Source organism: Streptomyces sp. NPDC006643, assembly GCF_042870175.1.
Lineage (GTDB): Bacteria > Actinomycetota > Actinomycetes > Streptomycetales > Streptomycetaceae > Streptomyces.
The window spans coordinates 155,533-170,704 of sequence record NZ_JBIAHA010000013.1 but is presented as its reverse complement, the minus strand read 5'-3'; the positions used below and the strand labels follow the sequence as shown (position 1 = coordinate 170,704).

Here is a 15,172-nt window from a genome sequence, read left to right as displayed (position 1 = left end):
CTCGGCACGACGGCCTATTCGGCGCCCGGGTCGCCCATGACTTTGGACCCGATCTGCTCTTCCGTCATCGCCCCGGCCCAGACGCGCACTTCATCCAGAACTCCCGGCAGGTAGTTATCGGTCTTCCCACCGGACGAGCCGCGCCCCCAGGACAGCGCGCCCGCTCCCTGCACCGGCGTGACGAACGAGGCATCGTCGGCCGCTGGCTGCTCGGACTGGCTCACATACAGACGGGTGGTGCCGAATCCGGTGTCCACGGCCTCGTTGGCGTCGTAGACCCCGGTCACCTGCACCCAGGTGTCGAGTTCCGCCTCGAACTCGGAAACCACCTGTGCCTGCCCGGTCACCGCACCGTTCCCGTCGGTACCGGTGCGCCCGAACTTCCAGTAGTACGAAGCGATGCCGTCACCGTCCGGGTCGATCTTCTCGACCCACAGCGCCCACGACGATTCGCTGCCCTTCGAGGTGGCCTGGCTGAAGACCTGGCCTCGGTAGCCGATGGGTTTGGCCTCCATCAGGGCCTTGTCGACCTGCACATCCGCCGTGACGGTGAAGGAGCCGGTCTCGTCCACCGCAGGACCGTCGGTGGTCAAGTAGCCGACCACGCCGTCGAGATCGAGCTCGTTCTCCTCAGGGCGTGGCACCGCCCCGGTCGCCGAGATGGTCATGGCCGGGGATGTGTAGTCCGTCCATTCCTCCACCCGTCCGCCGGCCGCCGATGCCGTGTCCCAGTAACCGACGAGTTCAGTGGCCGGCACCCCCTCCGGAGAGAGCGCGGCGCTGTCCTGACGGACCATGTCCGGGGTGAGCGCGCTCTGCCAGAGGGCGAGTTCGTCCAGCCGGCCGGAGAAGTACTCCCCCGCCGGGGAGCGTCCGATCAGCATGTCCTTGGTGGAAGTGACCGGTGTGTACGCAGGATTGGCCGCGGAGAGTCTCACCGGAGAGCCCTGCGGGCGCCCGTTGACGAACAGCTGGATGGTGTCGTTCGTCTTCTCCGTGTCGTCGTGCGTGTCGAACACACCGGTCAGATGCGTCCAGACCTCCCCGGGCGGGTTCGACGCCACGGCCGACGACTGCACCATGACCGGGCTGGCCACATCGGCCGCCACGCGTGCGAACACCCACTTCTTCGTGGTGCCCGAGTAGTACAACTGGAACGCGGACCCGAAGGTGCCCGGAGCTGAGGCCACCGTGCCGCTCTTCTGCGTGTCCGTCAGCAGGGCCCATGCGGACAGCGTGAACGAGTCCTTCGTGTTCACCGCCGGGCCCGCTGTCGAGGCGTAGGCGGTCTCCTGAGCCTCACCGGAGTCGTCGTTGAGGCCGAGAGAGTAGTCACCTGTCCCCCGTCGGCCCTTCACCGACCAGAACGCACCCTTTCCCGCCGTATTCGGGGGGCGGAGCGTCGCGTGGTGACGGACTCCGGCCGTGGCGCTGTCCTTCGCCGTGACGACCGTCGAACCCGGTAGGGCATCGTCGAAGTGCCAGAGACCGACCGGCCCCTCGGGAGCGGCGACCTTGAACGCGAACTCCGCCCACGGACCGAACCGCACCCGCCCATCTGCGTCCAGGTCACTGGCCCGCACACTGAGCACCTGCTCACCGGCCAGCGTGGGAGTGACGTCCTTGACCACCGCCGTAGCACCAGTTACCTGGCGTGTCTCGCCCGCCGGCATGGTCAGCAGACGCCACTGGTAGTTCTTGATGTCCGTGTCGGACGGGTCCGGCTTGAACGTGAACCTACCCGGCTTGCCAGGCGTCCCTTCACCCACGCACTCGACGCATCCCATATACGGTCCCTGGGCCGTGATCTGCGGTGCGCTCGGCGCCTTCGAGTCGATCCGGAAGTAGCAGTAGCGCGCATAGGGCGAGGAAACACTCGATGTCACACCGCCCGTCGTCCAGAACGACTCGGTCCGCGCCTTCATCCGGTACAGCGTGCCGTCCGAACGTGCGGGCAGGCGCACCTTCTCCAAGTGGTCATCCGGACGGAATCCCGTGGACGGCGTCACGGTGCTCCAGTTGCCCACCCACGTGTTGTCTGTCTGCTGCCGCTCGATCAGGAACGTTGTCCGCAAGGCGCCGGTGAAGTCGGAGCCCTTGGGCTGGACAAGCGTCTGCGTCCTGGCCTGGACAATCGGGTCGGCGCGGGTGGCGACCGTCGGGCTCGCCGCGGAGGTGGCGCAGTACGAAACCGTGCCGTTGCCCGGAATGAGCCCCGTGCTCGTCGGCACCCCCGGCTTGGGAACGTAGATGACCTGGAGTTCGGCGTTGTCGTCGAAGCGCTTCCACGCGCTCGCGTCACCCTCGTCCTTCGCGCGCAGCATCAACGTCAGGCGTGGGAACTTCCCGTCGGCGAACGCGCGCACCGTCGACGTCAGGTTCTCGTCCGACTCGGAGCTGTTGTCGTTGAACTCGATCCACGCATCAGGCTGGTCCGGATCGCACGCTGCGCCCCGCCCGGCGGACACGTTCCGGTCGCCCATCTGATCCAGTTGCTTGGGTCCCGGCCAACGCGTCGCCGACGACATGTTGTTGGTGCGCTCAAGGTCCACCCAGTGCGGGTTGCAGTCGAACGACCACGTCTCGCGTGCCCGGAACGTGGCGTCCAGCACCCTCTTGCCCGCCAGGTTCGCCGGCGAGAACTCGAACAGCATCCGATTGGTGTAAGACGCCCCGAGCGTGCAGTAGTACGGCGCCGCGGTGGCGCAGCGGCCCACTCCGTACTCGCCGTCGAACTGCCAGAACCGGTCCCCGTCGGAAGAGATCACCGACCGCTCCGAGTCCCCCAGCCCGATCGGTGGGTCGATGTAGACGGGATAGACCGTGTTCTCGCCGCGCAGCAGCTCCAGATCCGGCTCGACCGCGACGGCACTCTCATCCACCCGCACGGGCAAGATCGCACTGGCGTCGCCCTTGCCCGGATGGGCGGTTTCATCCTCAGCGGCCACCGGACCCAGCGCTTTCCGAACTCCGGTGAGGCGCTGCTCCGGCAGGTCCCCAGTGTCTTTCCCGGCGGAGTCCCACATCTGTCCGGCGGGACCGCTGAAGACTACGTTGCCGTCCTCGTCATGGGCCTGGAGGCCACCACCCGCACCCGGACGGACGGTCAATCCCTCCCCGGAGGTGGTGAGTTCGATCTGCTCCAGCTCGGCACTCGCCGCAGCCTGGGCGGATTTAACGACGAGCACCTCACGGAAGCCCTCGGCCGTGGCCGTCAGTTGCAGATCGACGCCTGGGAACACTTCCGCGTACGTGGCCGTCGGACCTTGAAGTGTCGGCGCGGGGAGCGATTTTGCCCAGCCCAGGGAAAGAGACCCCCGTTCGTCCCCGAGGCGTATCAGGTCTCTACTGCCTCCGCCTCCGGAAAAGGCCAGATCAACCACCGCACCCTTGGGGCCGACAGAGCCGTCCGACCGACGCTCAAGTGTCGCGTCGACGCTCCCCCATGAACCGTCAGCCTTCCTGACCCGCTGCGGAGCCGTCGACCGGGTCAGCGTGAACGTCCCGTCAGGGTTGGCCGCCGTCGAGGAATACTCCGTCCGCTCCGAGACGACCTCGACCGCCTCCCCGGAACGAGCGGCCCTCTCCGACGCCGACAGCTCGGCGCTCGGCCGGGTTTCCCCTGCTGCGGCGACCTGAGGCAGCAGACCGGCGATCAACGCGACGAGAGTCGTCACGCCCACTCTTCGGCGCACACGCCGACCCACCCCACCGGTCACAACCCCGCCTCACCCGTTCACAGTTCGCACACAAGTCGCCTCACTATGTAGTGATGATCAGAACCCGTCAACAGTGATCGACGTCACACATACATGGTGATTGCAAACATGAACGCGCCGTGACGCACGGTTACATGATCTGGACACACAGCTCCGAGAAGGTCGTTGCCAATCGAAGCCCCCTCAAACCAAGGGGACTTGGCACAGCGCGAGGCTCCGCGCCGGGCCAAGGAAGACAAAAGCCCACTCCGAGACATCGCGACCGCAACGACACCATCCACACCACTCGCAACGCAGCTGCCACCTGCCGCACAGTCGGACGCGGAGTCCCCGCGCAGGCGGGGGTGAACCGGGCTACGGTCCTTCACTGGGCGGTCTGGTGACGTGGTCCCCGCGCCCGCGCGGGGTGAGTCGTCCACCTACCCAGGGGGCTGCCATCCGCGCGAGCGGAGAGCATCGCCCGTTGCCGCGGAGGAACAGGACCGTCTTCAGCGCAGAGCCCTGGCCCCGCCGCGCTGCCCCACGAGTGGAACCGAAAGGGCGTCCTTCAGCCGTGGGAACTCTCTGGGACATTTCTGGGACTTCCGGCTTCATCAACCGGCACGAGCAGGAAACAACGGGAAGACCATCTAGGCAGGTCAGCGGCCAAAGACCCCTCATCGTGACAGGTCACCGTACTAACTGGCCCCTTCCGCGACACACCATCACAACGAGCGTCATTTCAGCGTCAAGATATCGCCCGTAACGCTCACAGCGCACATAATGCACATCACCCAAACCTGCCGGTCAGGCGCCCTTCGCGACGGGCTCCAGAATCGCCACACACTCCACGTGGTGCGTCATCGGGAACAGGTCGAACGCCCGCAGTGTCCGCGGTTTGTAGCCCGCCTCGCGGAAGTACGCCAGGTCGCGGGCCAGTGCCGCCGGGTCGCAGGCTACGTAGGCGATGCGGCGGGCGCCCAGGGTCGCGAGGTGGGTGACTACCTGTTTGCCCGCGCCCGCGCGTGGGGGGTCCAGGACGATCAGGTCCGTCTCGGTGATCTGGGTGCGGGGCAGGACCGTGTCGACCTTGCCGTGTTCGACGCGGACCCGGGGCAGGTCCTGGAGGTTGAACTGGGCGTCCTCCGCGGCGCGGCGGCCGGATTCGATGCCGAGCACCGCGCCCGTCTCGCCGACGCGTTGGGCGATGGCTCCCGCGAACAGGCCGACGCCGCAGTAGAGGTCGAGCGCCGTTTCGCCCTTGCGCGGCATCAGGCCCTGCATCACGGCCTCCACCAGGACCTCGGGGGCCTTCGGGTGGACCTGCCAGAAGCCGCCCATGCCGATGCGCCAGGTGCGGTCGTCGGCGCGTTCGCGGACGAAGGCGCGGCCGTGGACCCGGTGGACTCCCCCGTCGTGCTCCTCGATCCGCAGTACGGACACCGGCTTGTCCAGTTCCACCAGGGGCAGCCGGCCGCCCTTGAGGGGGGCGAGGATGACCTGGCGGTCGCCGGAGCCGGAGGCGGCGATGGCCTCGACCGAGGCCATCTGGGGCCATTCGCGCTTCTCGACGCCGAGTTCGCTGACGCCGGCGGAGGCGATCATGCAGTGGTCGACGGGCTGTACCTCGTGCGAGCGGTGCTTGCGCAGCCCGGCCCGGCCGTCGGCGTCGACGGCGTACTGCACGCGCGTACGCCACTGGGGCACCTCACCGGCGGGCAGTTTGTCGCCCGGCGCGGGCATGACCGTGCCGTCCCAGCCCGCCTCCTCCGGGGTGAGCCCGGCCAGCCGCTGGAGCTGTTCGGTGATGACCTCGCCCTTGAGGCGCCGCTGCGCGCCCGGTTTGGCGTGCTGCCAGTCGCAGCCGCCGCACATGCCGGGGCCGGCGTACGGGCACGGGGCCTCGACGCGGTCTTTGGAGGCGTCCAGGATCGTGACCGCGTCGGCGCGCAGATAGCGCGAGCCCTCGTCGCCGTCCGTCACACGCGCGACGACCTTCTCGCCGGGCAGCGCGTGGCGTACGAAGAGCACCCGGCCCTCGTCGGTGCGGGCGACGCAGTGGCCACCGTGCGCGACGGGGCCGACCTCGACCTCGTACTCCTCCCCGACCAGCGAAGGCTGCGCTGAAGGCTGCGTTTCGTTCTGCATGAGGGGCGGTGCTCCAAGACGATGGGCGGGGCGGGACGGCAGCCATTCAGTCTACGTGCGGCGCGCACCGCCAACGGACACTCCTCAGGGCTTCTCCGTCGGCTCCTTCTTCGGCCGGGTGTCGACCGGCCCCCGCCGCACCGAGCCCGGCGCGGTCCAGTCCGCCCGCCGCCTCGCGCGCTTCTTCGCGACCTCGGAGGACTCCAGCTGGTACGGCACCGAGGTGACCATCACGCCCGGGGTGAAGAGCAGCCGGCCCTTGAGCCGGAGCGCGCTCTGGTTGTGGAGCACCTGCTCGAACCAGTGGCCGACCACGTACTCGGGGATGAAGATGCTGATCACGTCGCGCGGATTCTCGGTGCGCAGACTCCGTACGTACTCTATGACCGGCCGGGTGATCTCCCGGTACGGCGAGTCGAGGATCTTCAGCGGCACATTGATGCCGCGCCGCTCCCACTCCTCCCTGAGCTGCTTCGTCTCGGCGGGGTCGACGTTGATGCTCAGCGCCTCCAGCCGGTCCGAACGGGTCAGCTTCGCGAACGCGAGGGCGCGCAGGGTCGGTTTGTGGACCTTGGAGACCAGCACGATGGTGTGCACGCGGGAGGGCCGGACGCTGTCGGGGCCGGGGGCCTCGGAAGCGGAGATTTCCTCGGCCACATGGTCGTAGTGGCGGCGGATCGCGGACATCGTCCCGTAGAAGATCACCATGCCGAGCAGGGCGACCCACGCACCGTGCGTGAACTTGGTGGCGAGTACGACGATCAGGACGAGCCCGGTGAAGAAGGCGCCGAAGGTGTTGATCGCGCGTGAGCGGATCATGTGGCGGCGCTTGGCCTTGTCGCGCTCGGTGCGCAGATGGCGGTTCCAGTGCCGGACCATGCCCGTCTGGCTGAGGGTGAAGGAGACGAAGACGCCGACGATGTAGAGCTGGATCAGCTTGGTCGAGTCCGCCCCGTACACCCACACCAGCAGGGCGGCTGCGCCGGCCAACAGCACGATGCCGTTGGAGAAGGCGAGGCGGTCGCCGCGGGTGTGCAACTGGCGCGGCAGGTAGCGGTCCTGGGCGAGGATCGAGCCGAGCAGCGGGAAGCCGTTGTACGCGGTGTTGGCGGCCAGGAACAGGACGAGGGCGGTGGCCGCGGCGAGCAGGACGAAGAAGAAGGTGTCGGGGCCGAAGACGGCGGAGGCGACCTGGCTGATGACCGGGTTCTGGACGTAGCCCTCGCCGACCGGCACCCCGTCGCGGAGCAGGTCCCTGGCCGGGAACTCGGCCATCTTCACATCGGTGGCCATCGCCAGCCCGATGATGCCGCAGAACATGGTGACGGCCAGGGTGCCCATCAGCGCGAGGGTCGTCGCCGCGTTCTTGCTCTTGGGTTTGCGGAAGGCGGGTACGCCGTTGCTGATGGCCTCGACGCCGGTGAGGGCCGCGCAGCCGGAGGAGAACGCGCGCAGCAGCAGGAAGACCAGGGCGAAGCCGGCCAGTCCGCCTTCCTCCGCCTTGAGTTCGAAGTGGGCCGTGGGCGCGTCCATGGTGTCGTTGAGCACGAAGCCGCGGTAGGCGCCCCACGCGATCATGACGAAGACGCCGGTGACGAAGATGTACGTCGGGATGGCGAAGAGCTTGCCCGACTCCCGTACGCCGCGCAGATTCATCAGCGTCAGGATGACGATTATCCCGATCGCGCACAGGACCTTGTTCTCGATGACGAAGGGGATCGCCGAGCCGAGATTCTCCACGCCGGAGGAGATCGACACGGCCACGGTGAGGACGTAGTCGACGAGCAGCGCGCTCGCGACGGTCAGCCCGGCCTTGCGGCCGAGGTTGGTGTTGGCCACCTCGTAGTCGCCGCCGCCGCTCGGGTAGGCGTGCACGTTCTGCCGGTAGGAGGCGACGACGGTGAACATCAGGACCACGACGGCCAGTGCGATCCACGGGCTGAAGTGGTACGCCGACGCGCCCGCGATGGAGAGCACCAGAAGGACCTCCCCCGGCGCGTAGGCCACCGAGGAAAGCGGGTCGGATGCGAAGACAGGCAGGGCGATGCGTTTGGGAAGGAGCGTTTCTCCCAGCTTGTCGCTACGCAGCGCCCTGCCGATCAGGATCCGTTTGGGCACGTCGGTCAGTTTCGGCACGATGAGGATCGTAAGCCGTCCGACATGCGGCGTACCAAGCACCACCCCGCCAGGGACGGGCCGGGGGCCCGGCGCCCGACCCGTGCCACGGTGCCGTGTCACGGTCGGCGACGCCGGGACTCCGTACCGGCGTCAGACGCGCTCCGGCGCGCGCTCCTCGGCGCTCCCGTCCACCGGCCGGGTCCGACGATCACCGCCTCCTACGGAGAGCCGCCCCGGCCACCAGAACCGGCGCCCCAGGTCCAGCGCGAGCGCGGGCACCAGCACCGTACGGACCAGGAAGGTGTCCAGCAGGACACCGATGCCGACGATCACGCCCATCTGCGCCATCGTCACCAGTGGCAGCGCCGCGAAGACGGCGAACGTCGCGGCGAGCACCACGCCCGCCGAGGTGATGACGCCCCCGGTGCTGGTCAGCCCCTCGAGAACGCCGCGTGTGTGGCCGATCCGCAGTGCCTCCTCACGGACGCGGTGCATCAGGAAGATGTTGTAGTCGATGCCCAGGGCGACCAGGAACACGAAGCCCATCAGCGGCATCGACCAGTCGACGCCGGCGAAGCCGAAGACGGACTCGAACAGCAGGTTGGAGGCGCCGAGCGCGGCGAAGTACGACAGCACGACCGTCGCGAGCAGCAGCAGCGGCGCGACCAGGGCGCGCAGCAGCAGGATCAGGACGACCAGCACCACCACCAGCACCACGGGAATGACGGTGCGCAGATCCCGGTCGGCGGCCCGCTGGGTGTCCAGGGTCTGCGCGGTGGCCCCGCCGACGAGCGCGCCGGCGCCGTCGACCGTGCCTACGGCGTCCCGGAGCCGGTCCACGGTGTCCTTGGCCGCCGTACTGTCCGGGGTGTCGCTCAGCACCACCGACAGCGTGGCGAGGCGGCCGTCGGGCGTACGGTCGCCGTCCTCGACGCGCGCGACGCCCTTGACGTCCCGTACGGCCGACTCGACGTCGGCGGCCCGGTCGGCGCGGGTGACGATCTTCGCCGGGTCGGAGGCGCCCGACGGGTAGTGCGCGGAGATCAACTCCTGTGCCACGACGGATTCGGGTTTCTCCTGGAACATCTCCGACTGCCGCAGCCCCATGTCGATGCCGAAGGCGCTGAGCGCGAGTACGCCGGTGACGCCGACCGACATCAGCCAGGACCAGCGCGGGCGCCGGGCGACCAGGGCGCCGATCCGGGACCAGACGGTGGACTCCGCGCGGGCGGGGGCGCCGAAGCGCGGCACGAACGGCCAGAAGACCCAGCGGCCGGCGATCACCAGCAGCGCGGGCAGGACCGTGACCATCGCGAGGAAGGCGCAGACGACTCCGACGGCGCCGACCAGGCCCATGGAGCGCGAGGAGTTGATGTCGGCGAAGGCCAGCCAGGCCAGTCCGACGGCGACGGTGCCCGCCGAGGCGAGGATCGCCGGGCCGGAGCGGCGCAGCGCGGTCCGCATGGCCTCGTGGCGGTCCTCCTGGCGGTGTAGCTCCTCGCGGTAGCGGGCGACGAGCAGCAGCGCGTAGTCCGTACCGACGCCGAAGACGAGCACCATCAGGATGCCGGCGCTCTGCGGATCGACGGGCAGGTTGCCGTACTTGGCGAGCAGATAGGTGCCGACCTGGGTCAGTACGGCGGCGAAGCCGACGGACAGCAGCGGGAACAGCCACAGCAGGGGGCTGCGGTAGGTGATCAGCAGAAGGACGGCGACGACGAGGCCGGTCGCGATCATCAGGGTCGAGTCGAGGGTGTCGAAGACGGCGACGGAGTCGGCCAGGGACGCGGCGGGGCCGCCGACCTCGGCCGCGACGCCCGGTGGCGCGTTGGCGCCGGCGATGTCGCGGAGTTCGCCGACCTTGTCGATGAGCTGGTCCTCGTACGACAGGGGTACGACGGCCATCAGGGCCTCGCCGTCGTCCGACCGTACGGCGGGCGGCAGTTGCTCGCCCTCGGCGACGTACGGCGCGAGGCGCGGGCGGTCCGCGCCCGCCTTCGCGGCGGCCCCCTCCCCGGTGTAGACGACGACGGCCGGCATCAGCGTGTCGGTGCGGAACTCCTCCAGCTCGGTGTTGACCTTCGCGGATTCCGCGCCACGGGGCAGGAACGCGTTCGGCCCGCTCTCCTCGACCTCGCCGAGCTTGCCCGCGAGCGGACCGAGCGCGACGGCGAGAATCAGCCAGGCGAGCAGGACGAACCACTTCCCGCGGCTGCCGCCGGGTGCGCCGGCGAGCCGCTTCGGCAACGTGGTCATGAGTAATCTCCTCCGTATGGAGTGGAGGGCACACCCCTGCCGCGCCGCGGCGTGATGGTTTGGCGACCTGCCGCGGCGCGCGGGGCGGTGCCCTGAGCGACGGTTCTCCATGAGTACGGCCGGGGGCTGCAACTCCCGGCCGTACGACTTCACTTGGCGGCGCTGCTACTCGATCTCGCGCATCATCTTCTCCATCGACACGATGGAGCCCCGGGCCTGCGTCAGCTCGTCGAGCGTGCGGCGGTGCAGCTCGACGTTGTCCTCCAACAACTGCGCGTACTTCATGGCGAGCTTCTTGTACTGCTCCTCGCGCGCCGCCAGCATGCGGGCGCGCCAGGTCGCCGCGACCTGCCAGACGACCACGATGAGGAACAGGAAGACACCGCCGGCGCCGATGGCTCCGGCCAGGTCCGTCCAGCCCGAATCATTCATTTCGCGGACTCCTTCATCGTTGTTCTCTCTTCCTCGGTGAGCGTCAGCGCCGCCGTCGCGACGGACTGCGGGGTCAGGGCGACACAGAACGGCGTCAGCTCGAAGTACTTCATCGACTTGCCGCTCTCGGACAGCTCCAGCGTCCCGACGACCAGCCCGGCCGCCTCCAGCCGCTGGAGATGCATGTGCAGCAGCGGGCGGCCGATGCCGAGTTCGCGGGCGAGAGCGCTGACGTAGTTCCGGCCCTCCAGGAGCGCGCCGACGATCCGCATCCGGTGCGGATTGCCGAGTGCGCCGAGCACTTTCAACAGCTCGTCGCCGGTGGGGACCTCAGCCATCGCAGCCCCTTTCATCAGCACCTGTCAGAGAAGGCTGACAGTAGCCGTCCGCACCTGTCAAAGAAAGCTGACACATATCAGGGTCGGCTGAGGGGAACTCGGGGTCGTCTCGGGGTATCCCCCGACGGCTGCCCCGGTCTCCCCGACACGGGTGACGGCACGGCGGGCGCGGACGCATAAGCTCAGTCCCGTGCGGCGCCTCGTACGGTTGTCCCGTCCGAGGCGCGACGCACGGAGAAGAAAGAGTGAACCAGGTGTTTACGCAGGTCAGCTCGGCGAACAGGACTGCGGGGTAAAGAGGACGTGCACATCGTCATCATGGGCTGCGGCCGGGTGGGAGCCGCGCTCGCGACCAGCCTGGAGCGGCAGGGGCACACGGTCGCGGTCATCGACCAGGACCCCACGGCGTTCCGCCGGCTCGGCTCCGGCTTCGGCGGACGGCGCGTCAACGGCGTCGGATTCGACCAGGACACCCTGCGCGACGCGGGCATCGAGGACGCGGGCGCGTTCGCCGCGGTCAGCAGCGGGGACAACTCGAACATCATCGCCGCCCGGGTGGCCCGCGAGATGTTCGGCATCGAGAACGTCGCCGCGCGCATCTACGACCCCCGGCGCGCGGAGGTCTACCAACGCCTCGGCATCCCCACCGTGGCGACCGTCCGCTGGACCGCCGACCAGATGCTCCGGCGGCTGCTGCCGTCCGGCGCGGAGCCGCTGTGGCGCGACCCGAGCGGCGGCGTCCAGCTCGCCGAGGTCCACACGTCGGCCGCGTGGATCGGTCACAAGATCAGCACTCTCCAGGAGGAGACGGGCGTCCGCGTCGCGTTCCTCACCCGGCTCGGCGAGGCCACGCTGCCCACGTCGCAGACGGTGCTCCAGGAGGGCGACCTCGTCCACGTGATGATGCGTACGGACGAGATCCAGAAGGTCGAGGCGGCCTTCGCCGAGGGCCCCGAGGAGGGCGGTCACTGATGCGCGTCGCGATTGCCGGAGCAGGCGCGGTGGGTCGTTCCATCGCGGGCGAGCTGCTGGAGAACGGGCACGAGGTCCTGCTGATCGACAAGGCGCCCACCGCGATCTCGGTCGAGCGGGTCCCGATGGCGGAATGGCTGCTGGCCGACGCGTGCGAGATCACCTCGCTCGACGAGGCGGCGCTGCAGAGGTGCAACGTCGTGATCGCGGCCACCGGCGACGACAAGGTCAACCTGGTCGTCTCACTGCTGGCCAAGACGGAGTACGGCGTCCCGAGGGTGGTCGCCCGCGTCAACAACCCGAAGAACGAGTGGCTGTTCAACGAGTCGTGGGGCGTCGACGTCGCGGTGTCGACCCCGCGTCTGATGTCGGCGCTGGTCGAGGAAGCGGTGAGCGTCGGCGACCTCGTACGGCTGCTGCGCTTCAGCCACGGCGACGCGAACCTGGTGGAGCTGACGCTGCCGCCGGAGTCGGCGGTGACGGGTACGCAGGTAGGGGACGTGACCTGGCCGCAGGACACGTCGCTGGTGACGATCATCCGGGGCTCCCGGGTGCTGACGCCGCACGCGGAGGAGACGCTGGAGGCGGGGGACGAACTGCTGTTCGTGGCGGCGCAGGCACGGGAGGAACAACTGGAGGACCTGCTCTCGGTCCGCCGCGAGGACGCTTGACGCTGTGCCGTTGCGGGGTTGCGGGGTTGCGGGGTGCCGCGTTGCCGGGTCCGCCGGGTGCCGGGGTCCGCGCCTGCGGGCCGGGTTCGTCCTCAAGCGCCGGACGGGCTGGGTGGGTTGCGGTCGGTGTCCGGGTGCCGCTCCGGGGTCATGGCCGGACGGCGTGACTTACGCCGCGTGCAAGGCTCGTTGGACCCGAAGACTCAACTTGTTCACGCGGCACAAGTCAGCCTGAGTGTCCGACCACGCCCCCTGCGCGTCCCCCTCCCAACCCGCGGGCGGGGGGCGGGGACCCGGAACACGCCGCCCGGCAGGCCGGGCCACCCGGCAAGACGGGTGTGGCCGTACGGTCCGGGCCCACCCCACCCCACCCGCCCCGGGGTTTGTGCGGACGTCGTGGCGGTGTGAGGGGGGCGGGGTCGCAGGAGGGGGGTGTTCGGACACTCAGGCTGACTTGTGTCGCGTGAAAATGCCGGTTCCCCCGGGTCCAACGAGCGTTGCACGCGGCGTAAGTCACGCCGTCCGGACACCCCCCTCCGAAGACCCCGCACCCCGACCGTCAGCCGACAACCGCAACCCAGGCCCCGGCAACGAACCCGCAACCGCGCCGGAGGCGAACCCGCGCCCCGGCTACTGAGACTCCCGCTGCTCCTTCGACGCGCGCTCCGCCTCCTCCGCGGCCTCCATCTCGGCGAACACGTCGATCGGGGCCGGCGCCTTCGCCAGGAACAGCCACGTCAGGTACACCGCCAGCAGGAACGGCGGGATCTTCAGGGACACCAGCACCCAGCCCAGCTGCGCCGTGTCCGCCCACCAGTACAGCGGGAAGAGGATCGCGCACTTCGCGAGGAGGATGAACCCCCACGCGTAACTCGCCTTCGTGTACGCCGACTTGCGCCCCGGGTTCCGCGTACGCCAGGACAGGTTCTCCTTGAAGACCGGCCCCAGGATCAGCCCGATCAGCGGCACTCCCGCGACGCTGGTACCGATGTACGCCACCGCCAGCCCCAGCGTGTAGAGCATGCCCGGCAGATAGAAGTCCTTCGCGTTGCCCGTCATCATCGCGAAGACCACACCGAAGGCGACCCCGAAGACGCCGCTGAAGGCGTGCTTCACGGTGTCGCGGCGGATCAGCCGGACGGCGACCAGCAGCAGCGAGACCGCGAGCGCGGCGATCGCCGAGACGTGCAGGTCCTTGTTGATCGTGAAGATCGTGACGAAGAGCAGTCCGGGGACGACCGTCTCCACCATTCCGCGTACGCCGCCGAACGCCTCGAAGAGCGCGGCCTCGGTCACCGCCTTGGCGTCGGCGTCGGTCTGCGGGTCGGCACCCTCGGGCGCGTGGGGGTCTGTCGTGGCTGGCTTGTCGATTGACGTCACCGGCTACTCCTGTCCGAGCGGTCGGAGTTCGTATTTGGGGTTGAACAGCACCCTACGGCCGTGGCTCATGGAGATCCGGCCGGATGCGATGAGCTTGCGGCCCGGTTCTATGCCCGCGATGGAGCGCCGTCCCAGCCACACCACGTCCAGCGGCGCGGTGCCGTCGAACAGCTCCGCCTCCAGCGCGGGCACGCCGGCCCGCGGACGCAAAGTGACCGTCCGCAACGTACCAGTCACCTTCACTGTCTGGCGGTCGCGGCAGTCGCCGATGCGTGTGCAGCCCGACGCTTGCGCGTCCTCACGCAGCTCCTCGGACTCCAGGTCCTCCTGGGAGCTGGAGAGCCGGTCGAGCATCCGGCGGAAGCGGCCGGTCGGCTTCTCAGCACTCATGACAGAAGCGTACCGGGGTCCGCGGGTCCCGGATCATCGGTCGAACCGGTAGCCCATGCCGGGCTCGGTGACGAAGTGCCTGGGGTGCGAGGGGTCCGCCTCCAGCTTGCGGCGGAGCTGGGCCATGTAGACGCGCAGATAGTTGGTCTCCGTGCCGTAGGAGGGCCCCCAGACCTCCTGGAGGAGCTGTTTCTGGCTGACGAGCCGGCCGGTGTTGCGTACGAGGACCTCCAGCAGGTGCCACTCGGTCGGGGTCAGCCGTACGTCGCGGCCCTCCCGGTGCACCTTCTTGGCGACGAGGTCGACGGTGAACCCCTCCGTCTCGACCATCGCGACGCTGTCGTCGTCGCCGGAGCCGACGGGCTCGGCGCGGCGGACGGCGGCGCGGAGGCGGGCGAGGAGTTCGTCCATGCCGAACGGTTTGGTGACGTAGTCGTCGGCGCCGGCGTCCAGCGCCTCGACCTTCTCGTCGGAGGTCTGGCGGGCGGAGAGCACCAGGATCGGTACCCGGGTCCAGCCGCGCAGCCCCTTGATGACCTCGACGCCGTCCATGTCGGGCAGGCCGAGGTCGAGCACGACGACGTCCGGGTGGCGGGCGGCGGCGAGCTCCAGGGCGGTCGCCCCGTCGGCGGCGGCGTCGACCTCGTACTTGCGGGCCTTGAGGTTGATCACGAGGGCGCGCACGATCTGCGGCTCGTCGTCGACCACGAGCACCCTCACGGGCCCTCGGGAGTCTCCCCCGGCGGGAGGCGCCATGGTGGCCTGCCTT

The 15,172-nt window shown here is 69.1% G+C and carries 11 protein-coding genes; 2 read left to right on the top strand and 9 right to left on the bottom strand.

Annotation, left to right across the window (positions count from 1 at the left end):
* Positions 1–14: 14 nt before the first annotated feature.
* From ACFYNU_RS19315 to ACFYNU_RS19290, 6 genes are all read right to left on the bottom strand, one after another.
* Positions 15–3,677: a LamG domain-containing protein gene (locus ACFYNU_RS19315; protein WP_356590731.1), complete on the bottom strand. Its 3,663-nt coding sequence runs from the start codon at positions 3,675–3,677 to the stop codon at positions 15–17.
* Positions 3,678–4,505: 828 nt separating this feature from the next.
* A complete protein-coding gene (locus tag ACFYNU_RS19310) occupies positions 4,506–5,846 on the bottom strand; it encodes a TRAM domain-containing protein (protein ID WP_356590729.1) in 1,341 nt (446 codons plus the stop codon).
* Between the two features lie 84 nt (positions 5,847–5,930).
* Complete coding sequence (locus ACFYNU_RS19305) at positions 5,931–7,982, bottom strand: APC family permease (protein ID WP_356590727.1); 2,052 nt, start codon at positions 7,980–7,982, stop codon at positions 5,931–5,933.
* Between the two features lie 132 nt (positions 7,983–8,114).
* Entirely contained in the window at positions 8,115–10,220 is a 2,106-nt protein-coding gene (locus tag ACFYNU_RS19300) for an MMPL family transporter (protein WP_356590725.1), read from the bottom strand.
* Between the two features lie 165 nt (positions 10,221–10,385).
* The gene (locus tag ACFYNU_RS19295) at positions 10,386–10,652 is read right to left on the bottom strand and encodes a hypothetical protein (RefSeq protein ID WP_356590723.1); all 267 of its coding nucleotides are present in this window, start codon (positions 10,650–10,652) and stop codon (positions 10,386–10,388) included.
* Positions 10,649–10,990, bottom strand: coding sequence for a winged helix-turn-helix domain-containing protein (locus ACFYNU_RS19290; RefSeq protein WP_356590721.1), 342 nt, complete (start codon positions 10,988–10,990; stop codon positions 10,649–10,651). The genes ACFYNU_RS19295 and ACFYNU_RS19290 overlap by 4 nt, the downstream gene beginning before the upstream one ends.
* A gap of 303 nt (positions 10,991–11,293) precedes the next feature.
* Between ACFYNU_RS19290 and ACFYNU_RS19285 the strand changes: the two genes are divergently transcribed.
* Together ACFYNU_RS19285 and ACFYNU_RS19280 are read left to right on the top strand one after the other, a co-directional pair.
* Positions 11,294–11,962 (top strand): TrkA family potassium uptake protein, encoded by a 669-nt coding sequence (locus ACFYNU_RS19285; protein WP_356590719.1) that lies wholly within the window; start codon positions 11,294–11,296, stop codon positions 11,960–11,962.
* On the top strand, positions 11,962–12,633 hold the full coding sequence (locus ACFYNU_RS19280) for a TrkA family potassium uptake protein (RefSeq protein ID WP_356590717.1): 672 nt from the start codon (positions 11,962–11,964) through the stop codon (positions 12,631–12,633). The genes ACFYNU_RS19285 and ACFYNU_RS19280 overlap by 1 nt, the downstream gene beginning before the upstream one ends.
* Before the next feature lie 630 nt (positions 12,634–13,263).
* Here the strand turns inward: ACFYNU_RS19280 and ACFYNU_RS19275 are convergent.
* The 3 genes from ACFYNU_RS19275 to ACFYNU_RS19265 are packed head-to-tail and all read right to left on the bottom strand — an operon-like array spanning position 13,264 to position 15,159.
* The gene (locus ACFYNU_RS19275; RefSeq protein ID WP_388766777.1) at positions 13,264–14,013 is read right to left on the bottom strand and encodes a DUF3159 domain-containing protein; all 750 of its coding nucleotides are present in this window, start codon (positions 14,011–14,013) and stop codon (positions 13,264–13,266) included.
* A 3-nt stretch (positions 14,014–14,016) separates the two neighbouring features.
* Entirely contained in the window at positions 14,017–14,403 is a 387-nt protein-coding gene (locus ACFYNU_RS19270; RefSeq protein WP_356590715.1) for an OB-fold nucleic acid binding domain-containing protein, read from the bottom strand.
* A gap of 33 nt (positions 14,404–14,436) precedes the next feature.
* The gene (locus tag ACFYNU_RS19265; RefSeq protein WP_051433625.1) at positions 14,437–15,159 is read right to left on the bottom strand and encodes a response regulator; all 723 of its coding nucleotides are present in this window, start codon (positions 15,157–15,159) and stop codon (positions 14,437–14,439) included.
* Between the last annotated feature and the right edge of the window lie 13 nt (positions 15,160–15,172).